Genomic DNA, 16290 nt, shown 5'->3' on the forward strand with positions numbered 1-16290 from the left:
GCATCAGACAGGCTTGGACCGCCCGGCGATGTCGGGCGGTCCGGGTTCAGGATTGAGCCCGCTCACTCAATTCGCGGTCTGGCGTTCATAGGCTTCGAGGATCGCATTGTTGTAGGGGGCGATCGGGAACGGCTTGCCGTATTTCGCCAGGTCTTCCGGCGAGATGTCGACGAACAGCTTGTTCCAGGTCGCCTCGTCGAGCTTCGGCTTGACGAACTCGGCATCGATGCCAGGATACCAGTTGAACTTCTTGACGATGCCCTCGGCCTGCACTTGCGGGCTGGTCGCGAGTGCCACGAACTTCTCGGCCAGCGCCTCGTTCGGGCTCTTGGCCGGGATCACATAGTGCATCGGCTGGCCTGGCATGCCCGGTGCCGGCAACACCAGCTTGAGGTCTGGGGGAAGCCTGCCATCGGCCTGCCAGGAGTAGAACATGTCGACCCAGACCGGTCCCATGGCGATCTCACCGCGCGACAGCATGTCGAGCGTGCCGGCATTGCCGGGGGTCAATGTGGCATTGGCGGTGAATTCCTTCAGGCCGGCGAAGGCCTTGTCCCATTTCTTGGTCTCGGCCTCGTCGAAGGGTCCGTTCATCAGCTTTTTGGCGTCGCCCTCGCCGAATGCATAGATCCAGCCCATGACGAAGCTGACGCCGGAAGCGCCGCCCTTGATGCCGTTATAGCCGAACTGCTTGGGGTGTTCCTTGGCCCAGGCGACGAGTTCGTCGTAGCTCTTCGGCGGATTGGGCACCATCGCCGGATTGTAGGCGATCGCGGTCTGGCTGTTGAACATCGGCATGACATAGCCGCTGACATTGGAGCCCAGCGCCATGTCGGCATTGGAACGCGTCACCATCTTGCCGGTGTCGATTTTCGGCCGATAGGCTTCGAGATAGCCGGCGGTCACCATCGGGCCGGCGAACTTCTCGTGCACGACGGCGACGTCGGTGTCCCACTTGTCCGAACCGGCATCGGCCTGCGCCTTGAAGCGCTCGGTTATCTTCTGCGAACCGGCGTCACCGGGGCCGGTGCCGACAACGCGCACCGTATTGCCAGGATTTTCCTTCTCGAACAGCGGCCCGAGATAGTCGTTGATGTAGTCGACCATGTTCTGGTCGCCGGCGGTGAGAACGGTCAGTTCGGCGGCGGTCGCGGGCGACGCCACGAGACCGAGAGCCAATGCGGCCTGCAGGATTGTCTTCACGGGAAAGTCTCCAGTTGGATGAAGAGGGTTCAAGCTTCGGATGCTTCCAGGGAGCGGCTTTTGTCGCCGCCCTGCCGGGAACGGGTTGGCGCGGGCGACGAAGCCGCCGGCGCGTTGAAGAGGAAGAGAACCTGGGACGGGATGCGGACCTTGACCGCTTCGCCGGCGGCGAAGGCCATGCCGGCATCGACCAGCACCACGTCGTCGCCGACCCTGACTGCATGGCGCCAGAGGCCGCCTGGATAGCTGACGCTTTCGATGCGGCCCGAGAATTCGAGCGTTCCGGCAGGTGGCGCATCTCCGGCGGTGACGGCCAGAAGCTGCGCGGCTTCGGCGCGGAAGCGCGCCTCGACGAAGCCGCGCGCCAGCGGGCGCCCCTCCAGCGGCACCGCGCAGGCGGCATTCGCCGGGCCGCTCTCGATCTCGAAACGACCAGACGACGGCTGGCCCCAGAGCTCCACCCGGTTCTCCGCGCCCATGAAGGCGGCGACGAAGGCGGAGGCCGGGCGGTTGTAGACGGCTTCGGGCGTGCCCTGCTGCGCGATACGCCCGGCATCGAGGATGACGATGCGGTCGGCCATCACCATGGCTTCCTCGCGATCATGCGTGACATGCACGGCCGTGATGCCGAGCCGCTTCTGCAGGGCGCGGATTTCATGGCGCACGGTCAGCCTTATGCGCGCGTCGAGATTGGACAGCGGCTCGTCCAGAAGCAGGATTTCCGGATCTATGGCCAGCGCCCGGCCAAGCGCCACGCGCTGGCGCTGGCCGCCTGAAAGCTGCGCCGGCTTGCGGTCGCCGAGCCCATCGAGCCCCAGCAGTTTCTCCATCTCGCCGACGCGCCGCGCGATCTCGGCGCGCGGCTGCCGCTTGAGCTTCAGCCCGTAGCCGATGTTCTGCGCCACCGTCATATGCGGCCACAGCGCGTAGGACTGGAAAACCAGCGCCATGCCGCGCTTGTCGGGAGGCAGGCGGGTGACATCGCGGCCAGCGACCCTGATCGAGCCGGCGTTCGGCGAAACAAAGCCGGCTATCGCGCGCAACAGCGTTGTCTTGCCGCAGCCGGAGGCGCCGAGCAACGCCACGAATTCGCCCTTGGCAATGCCCAGGTCTATGCCGTCCAGAACCCGCGACGCACCATATCCGGCACTGACACCGCCAAGTTCGAGGAAGCTTTCCGTCGTCATTCACCACCCTTTTGCACAGCTGTGCATCATAAGACGCAAGCTGCCCGTTCCTGAGATCGAAATAGGAGGTCTAGGTAACGTCTTTGTGACGGTTTGCGGGGAAAGTCCTCCTCTTCCCGATCCTCCGTCAGTCACCGCCACGGTGAAGGGCAACGCAAAACCTCCCGATCTTTCCGCTGCCGCCGCCACGATACAATGATCGGGCGGCTATAGGGAAAGCATTTTTGCGGAGGGCTCGGTACGGAACAATTCCAGGAAAAGTGCGAAGCGGTTTTCTGTCCGGAATTGTGTCAAGGAGATAGGACGAAAAGGGCCGGAAAGGCGCCTTATTGTGCGGTCCAGCCACCGTCCATCGGCAAGGTCGTGCCGGTGATCTGCTTGGCCGCGTCGGAGCACAGGAACAGCGTCAGCGCGGCAAGCTCCTCGACGGTGACGAATTCCTTCGTCGGCTGTGCGGCGAGCAGCACGTCATGCTTGACCTGTTCTTCGGTCATGCCGCGCGCCTTCATCGTATCGGGGATCTGTTTTTCGACCAGCGGCGTCCAGACATAGCCGGGTGCGATCGCATTGACGGTGATGCCGTCCTGCGCGACCTCGAGCGCCACCGTCTTGGTCAGGCCCGCAATACCGTGCTTGGCCGAGACATAGGCCGACTTGAACGGCGAGGCGACCAGAGCGTGCGCCGAGGCCGTGTTGATGATGCGGCCCCATTTGCGCGCCTTCATGCCGGGCACGACAGCCTTGATGGCGTAGAAGGCCGCCAGGAGATTGATGCGGATGATGGCTTCCCACTTGTCGTCGGGGAACTCCTCGATCGGCGCGACGTGCTGGATGCCGGCATTGTTGACCAGGATGTCGAGGCTGCCGAACGCCGCCTCTGCATCGTGCACCATGGCACTCACCGCCGCGCCGTCCATCATATTGGCATCCGAATAGCGGCACTTGACGCCGAAATCCTTCTCGATGCCGGCGCGCTCCTGCTCGATCGCCGCCGGATCGCCGAGGCCATTGATGGTGACGTTGGCACCTTCGGCGGCAAAGGCGCGGGCTATGGCCAGGCCGATACCGCTGGTCGAGCCGGTGACGAGAGCATTCTTCGAAGACAGGGAGCCCATGGCAATCTCGCAAGATGTGGGAGGGAACAGGAGCATATAATTGTGCGTCGCAACATGACAATGACAGAGCCATGTGTCGGCGCGATTACAGCCAGATGACGCTGCCGGCATGGCTTTCGCAACGCCCCGAACCGTGTTCGCCGGGCTGACACGGCACTGTCATGGTGCCGTGCAACATATTTGCCAGCGCATTCGCGCGGGGTCGTTTTTCAAAATCACGAGGACACGAGGATGGAAATCGCCGATGTCGTGAAGCGCGCCTATGCCATGCCGCTCACCAACCCGTCCTTCCCGCCCGGGCCCTACCGCTTCTTCGACCGCGAATACATCATCATCACCTACCGCACGACCCGCGAGGCGCTCGAAGCCGTGGTGCCGGCGCCACTGGAGATCGACGAGCCGCTGGTCAAGTATGAATTCATCCGCATGCCCGACTCGACGGGTTTCGGCGACTACACCGAAACCGGCCAGGTCATCCCGGTACGCTACAAGGGCCAGCATGGCGGCTTCGTCCATTCGATGTATCTCGACGACGACGCACCGATCGCCGGCGGGCGCGAGCTTTGGGGTTTCCCGAAAAAGCTCGCCAACCCGAAGATCGTGCACGAAGGCGAGGTGATCGTCGGCACGCTTCACTATGGCAGCGTTCTGTGCGCGACCGGCACGATGGGCTACAAGCACAGGGAGGCCGACCATGACCAGGTGCTCGCCTCGCTGGCGGCGCCCAACTTCCTGATCAAGATCATCCCGCATGTCGATGGTGGACCACGTATCTGCGAGCTGGTGCGCTACTACCTCACCGACATCACGCTGAAGGAAGCCTGGACAGCACCCGCCGCGCTCGACCTTCGGCCGCATGTCATGGCCGACGTGGCCAAACTGCCGGTGCTCGACATCGTTTCCGCCGTCCATTTCAAAGCCGACCTGACGCTCGGATTGGGCGAGGTCGTCCACGACTACCTCGCCGAGCACGACCGGTCCGCGGCCAGCACAAACATGCCGGAGAAAATTCGTGCTTGAACGCAACCGCAACAAGGAAGCCGCCGCCACCATCGAGGAAATCTCCGCGCAGTACGACCGCATCGCGCTGGTGTTCCAGGGCGGCGGTGCGCTCGGCGCCTATCAGGCCGGCGTCTACCAGGCGCTGGCCGACGCCGGCTGTGAGCCGACCTGGCTTTCCGGCGTCTCGATCGGCGCCATCAATGCCTCCATCATTGCCGGCAACGAGCCGAGCCGCCGCCTGCAGCGTCTGGAACAATTCTGGCAGACGATCTCGGGCCGCAAGATCTGGGCCTATACGCCGGAAGGAGACCTCTACCGCGACATCCGCAACCAGACCTCGTCGCTGATGACGATGACGATGGGCCAGCCCGGCTTCTTCAAGCCGCGCAATCCCAATCCCTGGTTCCAGCTTTCGGGGGCGGATGGCGCCACCAGCTTCTACGACACCGCCGAATTGAAGGACACGCTGGAGAGCCTGATCGATTTCGATGTCCTCAACGACGGCAAGAAGCGGCTGAGCGTCGGCGCGGTCAACGTGCGGACCGGCAACTTCGTCTATTTCGACACCGACAAGGTCCGCATCGGACCGGAGCACATCATGGCCAGCGGCGCTCTGCCGCCCGCCTTCCCCTCGATACGCATCGAGGGCGAGTACTACTGGGATGGCGGCATCGTCTCCAACACGCCGCTGCAATATCTGCTCGACCAGGAAGAGGACCGCTCCTCGCTGGTCTTCCAGGTCGATCTGTTCAGTGCGCGTGGCGTGCTGCCGCGCGGCATGGCCGATGTGCTGTCGCGCCACAAGGACATCATGTATTCCAGCCGCACGCGACAGAACACCGACAATTTCCAGCGCATCCACGCGCTGAAGATGAAGCTGCTCGACGCGCTGAAGCGTGTTCCGCCGGACCAGCTCAAGGAAGGCGAGAAGGAATTGATGGCCGACTATTCAGACGCCGGTGTCGTCAACATCGTCCACCTCATCTACCAGCACAAAGGCTACGAAGGCCACGCCAAGGACTATGAGTTCTCCGGCACCTCGATGCGCGAGCATTGGGAAATGGGCCAGGAAGACACCGAGCGCACGCTGCGTCACAAGAAATGGCTTATGCTGCCGACCAATGCCGACGGCGTCACCATCCACGACCTGCATCGCGAAGACCCGACCTGAGGAGCTCAGGTCCCTCCGGAAGATCACGATAGCGGGTACGGTTCCAGCTGGAGCAGCGCTGATCGAAATGCGCCTCTGTCTGTTTGACCGGGGCTTTTCCGGTTTCGGCTCCCGCTTCGGAATCATGGACGCGACTGGTCTATTGGAAAACTAGTCATTCGGTAGCGCGATGGATGACCATGCGGGATCGCGTGTCGGGGCAGACGACCAAAACGAGATATCGCTGAACCCGATGGTCTGGGTTATGTCGGAAAGCGCGTCACGGTAAATCCCGAAGCGTGGCTGCGTGTCGATGAATGGGTGCCCCGCACCGTCCCGCGCGCCATGGTCGGCATAACCCAGTATGCCGAAATAGGGCTTGCAGCTTCGGCCATTGAACCACACGCGAACCTCGCTGGCACCGTCCGCAAGGCTCGGTTTCAACAGGACGTTTACGTCGTTCCAAGTGCCGACATCCACGTGCCATGGCCCGCATATGGTTTTGCTCTTGCCCTGATTGCAATCCTTTGCGCCGTGGACCCGCGCCAGGAAGTCGGCGCCCGTGGGCGAGCGTCGCGCTTGCACGGCGAAAAGAGGGATCGCGGCGTGACAATCACCCTTAGGCAGCTGATCGGCGTACGGGATGTCCTGTTTGACCTGATGGATTACGGTACGGTTGTCCGTGCCTTGCCACGGTGCTTCGAGGCGAAATCTGAAATGGTACCAGGTAGGCTGATCGAACTTCACGACTTCCTGCCGGACCTGCGCCTCTACGCGTTCGGTGGGCTTGTCGTCCGGATTTGGATTGGCGGCATCTCCCGGATGAACGGAGATGCGCAGAATTGTCGATGATGCAGGGGCGTCGCAGGAGAACCGCGATGCCCAGGAATCCGGGGAGAGCTGTTTGCTGATCAGCCATTGAGCGGGAGGGTCATGCGGATCAGGCGCGCACAATTCCTTGAGGTCGGGCGAAAAGGCACCCACTGCGTTTTCGGCCGACGCTCGCCCAGGCGTAGAGGCCGAAAGCAAAGCGCCTATGATTGCCGGAGCGAGAATTCCTGTGCCGATGCGCATGAAAAAGAAGGTCTCTTGATTGCGGATCCTGAAGACCTCATTCTGGCCTGTGGCGAAGAAGGGCATTCTGCGACAGTCGAATGCGCGGAATGCCCAGCCAAGATATTCGCCGGCAAAATTTACGCCTGCCACAACCAAGCGGCAAGCGATGTTGACACAATCGCCGCTTGGGTTCCACCTTTCGGTCAGGCGTTGGCCCCAAGCGGCAGCGTTTTTGCGTGATCGATCGCGCTCCGTTCAGAACACCTGGCGGAAGACGATGAACAGCACGAAGGCCAGTGCGATCGAGCACGGCAGGGTCAGCACCCAGGCGAGCAGCAGGTTGCGCACGGTCGACCATTGCAGGCCGGAGCCGTTGGCGGCCATGGTTCCGGCGACGCCGGAGGACAGCACGTGGGTCGTCGACACCGGAAGTCCGAGCCGGTCGGCCATGCCGATCGTCACCATGGCGACGAGTTCGGCGGCGGCGCCCTGGCCATAGGTCAGGTGGCTCTTGCCGATCTTCTCGCCCACGGTGACGACGATGCGTTTCCAGCCGACCATCGTGCCGAGGCCAAGCGCCAGGGCAACCGCGACCTTCACCCAGAGCGGGATAAACTTCGTCGCATTGTCGACGGCCTTGTGATAATCGGTCACCGCCTTGAGGTCGGCGGCCTGCATCGGCAGCAGTTGCTTCTTGTCGATCAGCTTCAGCGCCTCGCCGATGAGGTAGATGTCGTTGCGGGCGTTGCTGACCAGGTCGGTCGGCACGTTGTCGACCGAGGCGTAGGGCTGCAGTTCGGCCGTCGTGTTGTGAATGTAGGTCTGCAGTGCGACCGTCGTCTTGTCGCTCCAGGTCCGTGTGCGCACGGCATCCTGCACGGCTGCCTTGGCATCCTTGGCGTCGGCGACGGTGACGCCGGGTTTCACATACTTGCCCAGCGCCTGCTCGACATTGACCGAGGCCGACTTGTAGGCTTCGAGATAATTGATATCGGGCGTGCGGTTGAGCGCGTAGGCGGTCGGCACGACGCCGATCAGGATCAGCATGATCAGGCCCATGCCCTTCTGGCCGTCATTGGAGCCGTGCGCGAAGCTGACGCCGGTGCAGGTGAAGATCAGCAGGCCGCGGATCCACCAGGGTGGCGGCGTGTTGCCCTTCGGCGCCTCGTAGAGGGCCTTGTTGCGCACCAGAAGCTTCATCGCATAGAGCAGGGCCGCAGCGGCGAAGAAGCCGACGATCGGCGACACCAGCAAGGTGGTGCCCACATTGGTCGCCTGCGACCAGTCGACGCCGCTGGTGGCGCTGCCGGCCGGCGCCATGAACTGGTTGGCGAGGCCGACACCGATGATCGAGCCGACCATGGTGTGCGAGCTGGAGGCGGGCAGGCCGAGGAACCAGGTGCCGAGATTCCACAGGATCGCCGCGACGAGCAGCGCGAACACCATGGCGAAGCCGGAGGAGGAGCCGACCTGGAGGATCAGTTCGACAGGCAAGAGCGACAGAATGCCGAAGGCGACAGCGCCGCTGGAGGTGAGAACTCCCAGAAAGTTGAACACCCCGGACCACATGACGGCGAACTCGGCCGGCAGCGAGCGCGTGTAGATGACCGTTGCCACCGCATTGGCGGTGTCGTGGAAGCCGTTGACGAATTCGAAGCCGAGCGCGATCAGCAGGGCAATTCCGAGTAGGATCCACGGCACGGTCTTGGCTACCGCCAGATCCTGGCTGAGTGCGTAGCCGACATAGATGATGCCGACCAGCACCAGCACGCCGAAGGCGGGCAGGAACCATTTGGCTCCACCCGATTGTTCAAGCGGATGATCCGGCCTCGGAATGCCCGCCTCGTTTGAAACTATGTCCACCATATCCCACTCCTTTTGCATTGCAGCAAAGAACCGGAAGGGACGCTAAGTCCGCACGATGAACCCTGTGTGACGCCGATAGCCGGCGTTGATCCGGCTCAGGCATGATGCTGGAAGGGTCGATTCGACCTGAAATCATCCGGCTCTAGGCCGGGCTGGAGCGCGTCTTCAGGATCGCCGAAAACAGGGGATCGAAGGCCCGGCTGATGGGCGCCGCCGCGGCGCCCAGCGCGATCGACCAGGGATCGGTGGTGCCGAGTTGCAGGCGCGGCAAGCTTCGTCCCGGCCGGTCGGCGATCGACGGCAGCAGCGGATGCATCGCCTCGACGAGCCTGCGCGCCAGTGCTTGCGGCGCACCGCTGGTCAAAATGACGGTCTGCGGGTCGAAGATCGTCTCGATCAGATGTACGCTCCAGCGCAGATCATGCGCCGCGCCGTCGATCCAGGCCATCATCCGGGGGTTCTCGGCCAGCACGAGGTCATTCATCCGCTGGTATATATCCCTGTCCTCCGGATCGAGGCCGAGATGCTGGTAAAGCGAGGCCAGCGAAGCGCGATGTTCGAGCGGCGTCGACCCGGGCCCCGCCGGCGACAGCAGCGCCATGCCGATTTCGCCGGCATTGCCATGGCCGCCACTGTAGAGTTCGCCATTGAGGATCAGGCCGGCACCGATGCCGTAGCCGACATAGAGGCAGACCGCATGGTCGACCCCGTGCGCCGCGCCCACGATGCGTTCGGCCGTTGCACAGGCGGCCGAGTCGTTCTGCAGGCCGACATTCAGGCCCGTACCGGCCGCCAGTGTCTCCAGTAGCGGAAACTTCTGCCACGCCGGCATCATCCATTTGTCGTCCGAATTCTCCAGCCCGAAAGGCCCGGGCATGGCGACGCCGAGACCGACGAGCCGCTTCTCCGACTGCGAGGAGATGGCGGCCAGATCGCGCCGCACGCCGCCGATCAGCCCGAGAATGATCTCCACCCCCTTGGACGGTTCGTCGAGCGGCAGATTGGCCTCGGCCCGCGCCAGCACGCTGCCCATCAGGTCGACCGCGACCGCCCGCGTCAAGTGACGATCGATCTGCAGGCCGATGGCGAAGGCGCCTTCGGGCACCAGCCTGTAAGGGGTCGACGGCTGCCCCCTGCCCTTGCGCACCGCATCCAGCCCCACGACGAGGCCGTCGCTTTCCAGGTCCTCGATGATGTTGGAAACGGCCTGCTTGGTCAGCTGCGTCGCCCGCGCCAGGTCGGCGCGCGACAGCGCGCCATTGAGGCGCAGCGCCTCGACCATGACGCGGCGGTTGTGCGCGCTGGTGCCTTCCTGATTGGTGCCGCTCTTGGCGCGGATCGGGCTGATATCGTCCACGGCTTTTCCCCTCTTGACTCCATTAGGATATTCATCGACTAATTAAGTCAAGCGAATTGACTTAATCGTGCCAACCACCGGGACACTAGGCTTTTTGTCTCGTCGGCAAACATTAGGTCACGCGACCTCGACCCGGGAAGGCAGGGAACGCCGGCCCGACAACATCGGAAATGGGAGAAGAAGATGCTGAAATCGATCGGCAAGACCCTGTTGGGTGCCGTTTTTGCCGGGGGGCTGCTTGTCCCCCACGCTTTCGCCGAGACCACGCTCAATGCGCTGTTCATGGCGCAGGCCGCCTATAGCGAGGCCGATGTGCGCGCCATGACGGACGCCTTCACCAAGGCCAATCCGGACGTCAAGGTGAACCTCGAATTCGTTCCCTATGAAGGCCTGCACGACAAGACCGTGCTCGCGCAGGGCTCCGGCGGCGGCTACGACGTCGTGCTGTTCGACGTCATCTGGCCCGCCGAATATGCCACCAACAAGGTGTTGGTCGACGTGTCGTCGAAAATCACCGACGACATGAAGAAGGGCGTGCTGCCCGGCGCGTGGACCACGGTTCAGTACGACGGCAAATATTACGGCATGCCGTGGATCCTCGACACGAAATACCTGTTCTACAACAAGGAAATCCTGGAGAGGGCCGGCATCAAGACACCGCCGAAGACCTGGGAGGAGCTTGGCGCACAGGCCAAGACCATCCAGGAAAAGGGCCTGTTGAAGACGCCGATCGCCTGGAGCTGGTCGCAGGCCGAAGCCGCGATCTGCGACTACACCACGCTGGTCAGCGCCTATGGCGGCGACTTCCTCAAGGACGGCAAGCCTGACTTCCAGAACGGCGGCGGCCTGCTGGCGTTGAAATACATGGTCGACAGCTACAAGTCGGGCCTCACCAATCCGAATTCCAAGGAATTCCTCGAGGAGGACGTCCGCAAGGTCTTCGAGAACGGCGATGCCGCCTTCGCGCTGAACTGGACCTACATGTACAACATGGCCAACGACCCCAAGGATTCGAAGGTCGCGGGCAAGGTCGGCGTCGTGCCGGCGCCGGGCGTTTCCGGGACCAGCGAGGTGTCGGCCGTCAACGGCTCGATGGGCCTTGGCGTCACGGCGGTGTCGAAGCATCCGGACGAAGCCTGGAAGTACATCACCTTCATGACCTCGCAGGCGACGCAGAACCAGTACGCCAAGCTCTCGCTGCCGATCTGGGCCTCGTCCTACGACGATCCGGCCGTGACCAAGGGCCAGGAAGAGCTGATCGCCGCCGCCAAGCTCGGCCTGGCCGCCATGTATCCGCGCCCGACCACGCCGAAATACCAGGAACTGTCGACCGCCCTGCAGCAGGCCATCCAGGAATCGCTGCTTGGCACGTCTTCGCCGGAAGATGCCTTGAATACGGCCGCCAAGAACAGCGGCCTTTAAGCGTCGACCCTTCCTCACGGGCGACAGGGGCATGATCTTCGTTAGGGATCATGCCCGACGTCGAAGTGCCGCAGCCTCGGTTGCGCGTCCAATCGGACGCGCAACGCTGTAGTGCCGCCGTGCTATATCCGGATCAATGATGAACGAGGAGAGGCTGCTCTGATGTCGGGCACCTGGATGACAACCCGTGCGTGGCTGCTGATGCTGCCTCTTCTCGTGGTCATGGTCGCCGTCATTGGCTGGCCGCTGGTCGACACGATCGGCCTTTCCTTCACGGACGCCAGGCTGGTCGGCACCGGCGGCGATTTCGTCGGCATCGACAATTACACCAACATGCTGTCCAGCCCGAACTTCTCGCGCACGCTGATCACCACCACGCTGTTCGCGGTCATCTCCGTGGCCGCCGAGATGGTGATCGGCGTTCTCGCCGCGCTTCTGCTCAACCAGGAATTCAAAGGCCGCGCCATCCTGCGCGCCTTGATGATCCTGCCCTGGGCGCTGCCCACCGTGGTCAACGCAACGCTGTGGCGGCTTATCTACAATCCCGAATACGGCGCGCTCAACGCCGCGCTGACGCAGTTGCACCTCATCGACGCCTACCGCTCCTGGCTCGGCGAACCGGGCACGGCCCTGGCGGCCCTGATCGTCGCCGACTGCTGGAAGAATTTTCCGCTGGTGGCCCTGATCGCGCTCGCCGCCCTGCAGGCGGTGCCGCGCGACATAACCGCCGCCTCGCTGGTCGACGGCGCCGGCCCGTTCAACCGCTTCCGCTTCGTCATCCTGCCCTATCTCGCCGGCCCGCTGATGGTGGCGCTGGTGCTGCGCACCATCGAAGCCTTCAAGGTCTTCGACATCATCTGGGTGATGACGCGAGGCGGTCCCGCCAACAGCACGCGCACGCTGTCGATCCTGGTCTATCAGGAGGCCTTCTCCTTCCAGCGCGCCGGTTCCGGCGCCTCGCTGGCGCTGATCGTCACCTTGCTCGTCACGGTGCTTGCCGTTGCCTATGCCGCGCTGGTGAGGAAGACCGCCGGGAGCGCCGCCTGATGGAACGCAGGAGCCCGGCCTTCACCGTCTTCATCTATGCCTGTGCGCTCCTGCTCGCGGCGATCATCCTGGCGCCGATCGCCTGGCTGTTCATCATGAGCATTTCGCCGGCCGCCGATCTCGCCGCCAAGCCCTTGCGCTGGTGGCCGCAGGCCGTCGATCTCTCCCGTTACCGGCAATTGCTGTCGACCGCCGAGAACAGCGCCGGCGCGGCCTTCACCTCGTCGCTGCGCAACAGCCTGGAGATATCAGGCATGGCGACGCTCGCGGCACTCGCCCTGGCAATCCCCGCCGGCTGGGCGGTGTCGCGCACGCCGGCGATCGGCTGGTCGCTGTCGATGGTCATCGCCACCTACATGCTGCCCCCGGTGGCATTGGCCGTGCCGCTCTACATGGGCCTGTCGCATCTTGGCCTGCTCAACAACGTCTTCGGCCTGGCGTTGGTCTACCTGACCATACTGGCGCCGTTCACCACCTGGTTGATGAAATCCGGCTTCGATTCCATTCCGCGCGAAATCGAAGCGGCGGCGATGATCGACGGCGCCGGCCTGCTCCAGACATGGCGCATCATCACACTGCCGCTCGCCGCGCCTGTCATGGCGACATCGGCGCTGTTTGCCGTGCTTCTGGCCTGGGACGAATTCTTCTATGCGCTGCTGTTCACCTCCGACCAGCGCGCCAAGACCCTCACGGTCGCCATCGCCGATCTCGCCGGCGGCCGTGTTTCTGACTACGGGCTGATCGCCACCGCCGGCGTTCTGGCCGCGCTGCCGCCGGTCCTGATCGGGCTGGTGATGCAGCGGGCGCTGATCTCGGGCCTGACCAGCGGCGGTGTGAAAGGATGACAATGAACGAACCCAAGAACCGTCCGGCCGGACTGGCCGCGATCGACCGCGAAATGGCGCGCCAGCACGCGGATGCGCTGACCTCGTTCAGGCAGAACACGGCCGAGGCGCGGAAAGCGGCGGCTTCCATCAGACAAACGGGCCGGCTGCTGCTGCTCGGCATGGGCGGCTCGCATGCCGTGGGCCGTGCGGTGGAACCGCTTTATCGCGCGCTTGGCGTCGATGCCCTGGCAACGCCGCTTTCCGAGCAGCTCGGCCAGCCGCTGCCGCTCGACGGCCGCACCGTTATCGTGACCTCGCAATCCGGCGAGAGCGCCGAGGTCGTCAGATGGTTCAAGGAGGTTGGCGCCGGCCCTGATATCTTCGGGTTGACGCTGGAAGGCGGCTCTTTTCTTGCCCGCACGGCATCCTGTCTGGTTGGCGCCGGCGGCACCGAACTAGCCTTCGCCGCGACCCGCAGCCTGACGGTGACCCTCGCCTTGCATCTGGCAATCCTCGCCGCCTTGGGCGAGGATCCCGCTCCCGCCGTCGCCGCGCTCGAAGCGCCGCAGGATTGTGACATAGCCGCAGCGCTCGCTGTGCTTGGCGGCGTGGACACCATCGTCACCTCGGGCCGGCGCCTGCAAGGTATCGCCGAAGCCCTGGCGCTCGGCCTGACCGAGCTTTCGCGGCTGCCGTGCTTTTCCCTGGAAGGCGGCCAGCTGCGGCATGGCCCGATGGAAATGCTCGGCCCGAAGATCGGCGTGGTCCTGTTTCGCGGCAACGACCCGACATCGGAGCTGGTGACCGCGATGGCCCTTTCGGTGGTCGAGACCGGCGCGCCGCTGGTGATCTTCGACGCGTCCGGACAACTGCCCGTGGCGGGTGCCGTGACGCTTGCCTTCAGGCCGGCTTCCGGCATGGGCGCGATCTTCGCCATGCTGCCTGTCGCTCAGCGCCTGATGATCGCCTTCGCCGACAGCCGGATCGACAATGCCGGCACGCCCGTGCGCACGACCAAGATCACCAGGAGCGAGTGATGCGTCCGCTTGCTGTGATCGGCAACGTCAATGTCGACCTGATCATGGGCCCGGTCGCGCCATGGCCGAAGGCCGGCACCGAAACCGTCGTCGACCATGACGATCTGCGCGTCGGCGGCCAGGCCGGCAACACGGGACTTGCCTGGCAAGCGCTCGGCGTCGATTTCGAGATTGCCGCCAATGTCGGTGACGACCAGTTCGGCCATTGGCTGCGCGAGGCTTTTGGCGCCCGGGCCGACAAATGGCCGGTGCGCCCCGAAAGCACGACCCTTTCGGTCGGCATGACCCATCCCGATGGCGAAAGAACGTTTTTCACCACGCGCGGGCACCTGCCACGCTTCAGCCTGGCGGATGTGCTTTCCGTACTCGACGGCAAGCGGCTTGGCGGTGGCTACGCGCTGCTGTGTGGCTCGTTCCTCACCGACGACCTGACCGGCGAGTATGACGCCTTCTTCGATTGGGCGGCCAGCCACGACATCGCCGTCGCGCTGGACACCGGATGGCCGATACAGGGCTGGACGCCGGCCAACTGCAAGGCGGCGCGGGAATGGTTGGCGCGCTGCGATCTTGCCCTGTTCAATGAGGTCGAGACGGTGACGCTGGCCGGTACGCCCGCGCCCGTCGATGCCGCGCGGCGGATACAATCCATGATGAAGAAAGGCGCGACCGCCGTGGTCAAGCGCGGCCCCGACGGAGCGATCGCCATCGGCCCCGGCGGAGCGCTGGTGCGGGCGGCCGCCCCCAACGTCAAGGTTGTCGACACGATCGGCGCCGGCGATGTCTTCAACGCCGCGTTCCTGGCCACGCTCGCGCAGGACCAGCCGCTGAGCGCCTCGCTCGAAGCCGCCACACAGGTGGCGTCGCGTGCCATATCCACCTTGCCGCGCAACTACGGCGAACCAATGTACCCCAGGGAAGTCACGCATGAGCGCGCTTGAAATCCGCAATGTCCGCAAGAACTATGGCAGCGTCGAAACGCTCAAAGGCATCGACATCGCGCTGCAGAGCGGTGAATTCCTGGTGCTGCTCGGTTCCTCCGGCTGCGGAAAGTCGACGCTTCTCAACATCATCGCGGGCCTGGCCGAGGCGACGAGCGGCGATGTGCTGATCGGCGGCCGGTCGATCCTTGGCGTCCACCCCAAGAACCGCGACATCGCCATGGTCTTCCAGTCCTATGCGCTTTATCCGAACCTGACCGTGCGCCGTAACATCGGCTTCGGCCTGGAAATGCGTGGTGTCGCGGCGCAGGAGCGCGACAAGGCGGTCGCCGAAGCCGCCAAACTGCTGCAGATCGAAAGCCTGCTCGACCGCAAACCGAGCCAGCTTTCCGGCGGCCAGCGCCAGCGTGTCGCCATCGGCAGGGCGCTGGTGCGCAAGCCGCAGGTCTTCCTCTTCGACGAGCCGCTGTCCAACCTCGACGCCAAGCTGCGGCTGGAAATGCGCACCGAATTGAAGCGGCTGCATCAGATGCTGCAGACCACTGTCGTCTACGTCACCCATGACCAGATCGAGGCCATGACGCTGGCGAGCCGCATCGCCGTCATGCGCGACGGCAGGATCGAGCAGCTCGGCACGCCGGAGGAGATCTACAACGAGCCGGCAACGCTCTATGTCGCCGGCTTCGTCGGGGCGCCTTCGATGAACATGCTGCAGGCGGTTGTCACGGATGGCAGGCTGGCCATCGACGGGTCCGAGGCACGCATACCTTTGCCGGCGCGCTATGCCGGCGCGGCGCGAGAAGGTGCGCCGGTCGTCATCGGCATCAGACCGGAGGCGCTGCGCGCGGCGCAGAGCGCGGCGACCGACCTTTCGCTGCCCGTCGAGATCGAGGTCGTCGAACTGACCGGCCCGGAGCTGGTGACCACCGCCCGCCTCGGCACGCAGCGGCTGACGGCCTGCCTGCCGCCACGTGCCTCTCTCGCCAAAGGCGACAAGCGCGACCTCGCCTTCGACGAGGCGGCACTTCGCCTCTTCGATCCGTCGACAGGCAAGGCCCTGCCGACGGCTTGAAACCGGCCGTG

The 16290-nt window shown here is 64.1% G+C and carries 14 protein-coding genes; 8 read left to right on the forward strand and 6 right to left on the reverse strand.

What is annotated here, in order from left to right:
- Window positions 1-66 precede the first annotated feature (66 nt).
- The 3 genes from FFS37_RS09650 to FFS37_RS09660 all read right to left on the reverse strand — a co-directional run bounded on the left by FFS37_RS09650 (window position 67) and on the right by FFS37_RS09660 (window position 3505).
- A complete protein-coding gene (locus FFS37_RS09650; protein WP_171026228.1) occupies window positions 67-1203 on the reverse strand; it encodes an ABC transporter substrate-binding protein in 1137 nt (378 codons plus the stop codon).
- Between the two features lie 29 nt (window positions 1204-1232).
- On the reverse strand, window positions 1233-2390 hold the full coding sequence (locus tag FFS37_RS09655) for an ABC transporter ATP-binding protein (RefSeq protein ID WP_137930718.1): 1158 nt from the start codon (window positions 2388-2390) through the stop codon (window positions 1233-1235).
- 326 nt (window positions 2391-2716) lie between these two features.
- Window positions 2717-3505: a 3-hydroxybutyrate dehydrogenase gene (locus tag FFS37_RS09660; protein WP_137930719.1), complete on the reverse strand. Its 789-nt coding sequence runs from the start codon at window positions 3503-3505 to the stop codon at window positions 2717-2719.
- A gap of 231 nt (window positions 3506-3736) precedes the next feature.
- Between FFS37_RS09660 and FFS37_RS09665 the strand changes: the two genes are divergently transcribed.
- Window positions 3737-4525, forward strand: a complete 789-nt coding sequence (locus FFS37_RS09665) for an acetoacetate decarboxylase (RefSeq protein ID WP_137930720.1) — start codon at window positions 3737-3739, stop codon at window positions 4523-4525.
- A complete protein-coding gene (locus FFS37_RS09670) occupies window positions 4518-5678 on the forward strand; it encodes a patatin-like phospholipase family protein (RefSeq protein ID WP_137930721.1) in 1161 nt (386 codons plus the stop codon). The genes FFS37_RS09665 and FFS37_RS09670 overlap by 8 nt, the downstream gene beginning before the upstream one ends.
- 150 nt (window positions 5679-5828) lie before the next feature.
- Here FFS37_RS09670 and FFS37_RS09675 read toward each other — a convergent pair whose 3' ends face one another.
- The 3 genes from FFS37_RS09675 to FFS37_RS09685 all read right to left on the reverse strand — a co-directional run bounded on the left by FFS37_RS09675 (window position 5829) and on the right by FFS37_RS09685 (window position 9936).
- On the reverse strand, window positions 5829-6797 hold the full coding sequence (locus tag FFS37_RS09675) for a heparin lyase I family protein (RefSeq protein ID WP_137930722.1): 969 nt from the start codon (window positions 6795-6797) through the stop codon (window positions 5829-5831).
- A gap of 171 nt (window positions 6798-6968) precedes the next feature.
- Window positions 6969-8579 (reverse strand): inorganic phosphate transporter, encoded by a 1611-nt coding sequence (locus FFS37_RS09680; protein WP_137930723.1) that lies wholly within the window; start codon window positions 8577-8579, stop codon window positions 6969-6971.
- A 142-nt stretch (window positions 8580-8721) separates the two neighbouring features.
- Window positions 8722-9936, reverse strand: coding sequence for an ROK family transcriptional regulator (locus FFS37_RS09685; protein ID WP_137930724.1), 1215 nt, complete (start codon window positions 9934-9936; stop codon window positions 8722-8724).
- A gap of 183 nt (window positions 9937-10119) precedes the next feature.
- On the opposite strand from FFS37_RS09685, the gene FFS37_RS09690 reads away from it, so the two are divergent.
- From FFS37_RS09690 to FFS37_RS09715, 6 genes are all read left to right on the forward strand, one after another.
- Window positions 10120-11358: an extracellular solute-binding protein gene (locus FFS37_RS09690; RefSeq protein ID WP_137930725.1), complete on the forward strand. Its 1239-nt coding sequence runs from the start codon at window positions 10120-10122 to the stop codon at window positions 11356-11358.
- A 162-nt stretch (window positions 11359-11520) separates the two neighbouring features.
- Window positions 11521-12405, forward strand: coding sequence for a carbohydrate ABC transporter permease (locus FFS37_RS09695; RefSeq protein WP_137930726.1), 885 nt, complete (start codon window positions 11521-11523; stop codon window positions 12403-12405).
- Window positions 12405-13250: a carbohydrate ABC transporter permease gene (locus FFS37_RS09700; protein WP_137930727.1), complete on the forward strand. Its 846-nt coding sequence runs from the start codon at window positions 12405-12407 to the stop codon at window positions 13248-13250. The genes FFS37_RS09695 and FFS37_RS09700 overlap by 1 nt, the downstream gene beginning before the upstream one ends.
- Window positions 13251-13252: 2 nt before the next feature.
- Window positions 13253-14269, forward strand: coding sequence for an SIS domain-containing protein (locus tag FFS37_RS09705; protein WP_137930728.1), 1017 nt, complete (start codon window positions 13253-13255; stop codon window positions 14267-14269).
- Entirely contained in the window at window positions 14269-15207 is a 939-nt protein-coding gene (locus FFS37_RS09710; RefSeq protein WP_137930729.1) for a PfkB family carbohydrate kinase, read from the forward strand. Before FFS37_RS09705 ends, FFS37_RS09710 begins: the two co-directional genes overlap by 1 nt.
- Window positions 15194-16279 carry an ABC transporter ATP-binding protein gene (locus FFS37_RS09715; protein ID WP_137930730.1) on the forward strand — a complete coding sequence of 362 codons (1086 nt, stop codon included), beginning with the start codon at window positions 15194-15196 and terminating at the stop codon, window positions 16277-16279. Before FFS37_RS09710 ends, FFS37_RS09715 begins: the two co-directional genes overlap by 14 nt.
- Window positions 16280-16290: the final 11 nt, after the last annotated feature.

Origin of the sequence: Mesorhizobium comanense, from assembly GCF_005503535.1 — a bacterium.
GTDB lineage: Bacteria > Pseudomonadota > Alphaproteobacteria > Rhizobiales > Rhizobiaceae > Mesorhizobium > Mesorhizobium comanense.

Excerpts from the sequence above, each read along its gene's own strand:
- FFS37_RS09655 (WP_137930718.1), bottom strand. The coding sequence starts at position 2,390 with ATGACGACGGAAAGCTTCCTCGAACTTGGCGGTGTCAGTGCCGGATAT.
- FFS37_RS09660 (WP_137930719.1), bottom strand. The coding sequence starts at position 3,505 with ATGGGCTCCCTGTCTTCGAAGAATGCTCTCGTCACCGGCTCGACCAGC.
- FFS37_RS09665 (WP_137930720.1), top strand. The coding sequence starts at position 3,737 with ATGGAAATCGCCGATGTCGTGAAGCGCGCCTATGCCATGCCGCTCACC.
- FFS37_RS09675 (WP_137930722.1), bottom strand. The coding sequence starts at position 6,797 with ATGCCCTTCTTCGCCACAGGCCAGAATGAGGTCTTCAGGATCCGCAAT.
- FFS37_RS09680 (WP_137930723.1), bottom strand. The coding sequence starts at position 8,579 with ATGGTGGACATAGTTTCAAACGAGGCGGGCATTCCGAGGCCGGATCAT.
- FFS37_RS09690 (WP_137930725.1), top strand. The coding sequence starts at position 10,120 with ATGCTGAAATCGATCGGCAAGACCCTGTTGGGTGCCGTTTTTGCCGGG.
- FFS37_RS09695 (WP_137930726.1), top strand. The coding sequence starts at position 11,521 with ATGTCGGGCACCTGGATGACAACCCGTGCGTGGCTGCTGATGCTGCCT.
- FFS37_RS09700 (WP_137930727.1), top strand. The coding sequence starts at position 12,405 with ATGGAACGCAGGAGCCCGGCCTTCACCGTCTTCATCTATGCCTGTGCG.
- FFS37_RS09705 (WP_137930728.1), top strand. The coding sequence starts at position 13,253 with ATGAACGAACCCAAGAACCGTCCGGCCGGACTGGCCGCGATCGACCGC.
- FFS37_RS09710 (WP_137930729.1), top strand. The coding sequence starts at position 14,269 with ATGCGTCCGCTTGCTGTGATCGGCAACGTCAATGTCGACCTGATCATG.
- FFS37_RS09715 (WP_137930730.1), top strand. The coding sequence starts at position 15,194 with ATGAGCGCGCTTGAAATCCGCAATGTCCGCAAGAACTATGGCAGCGTC.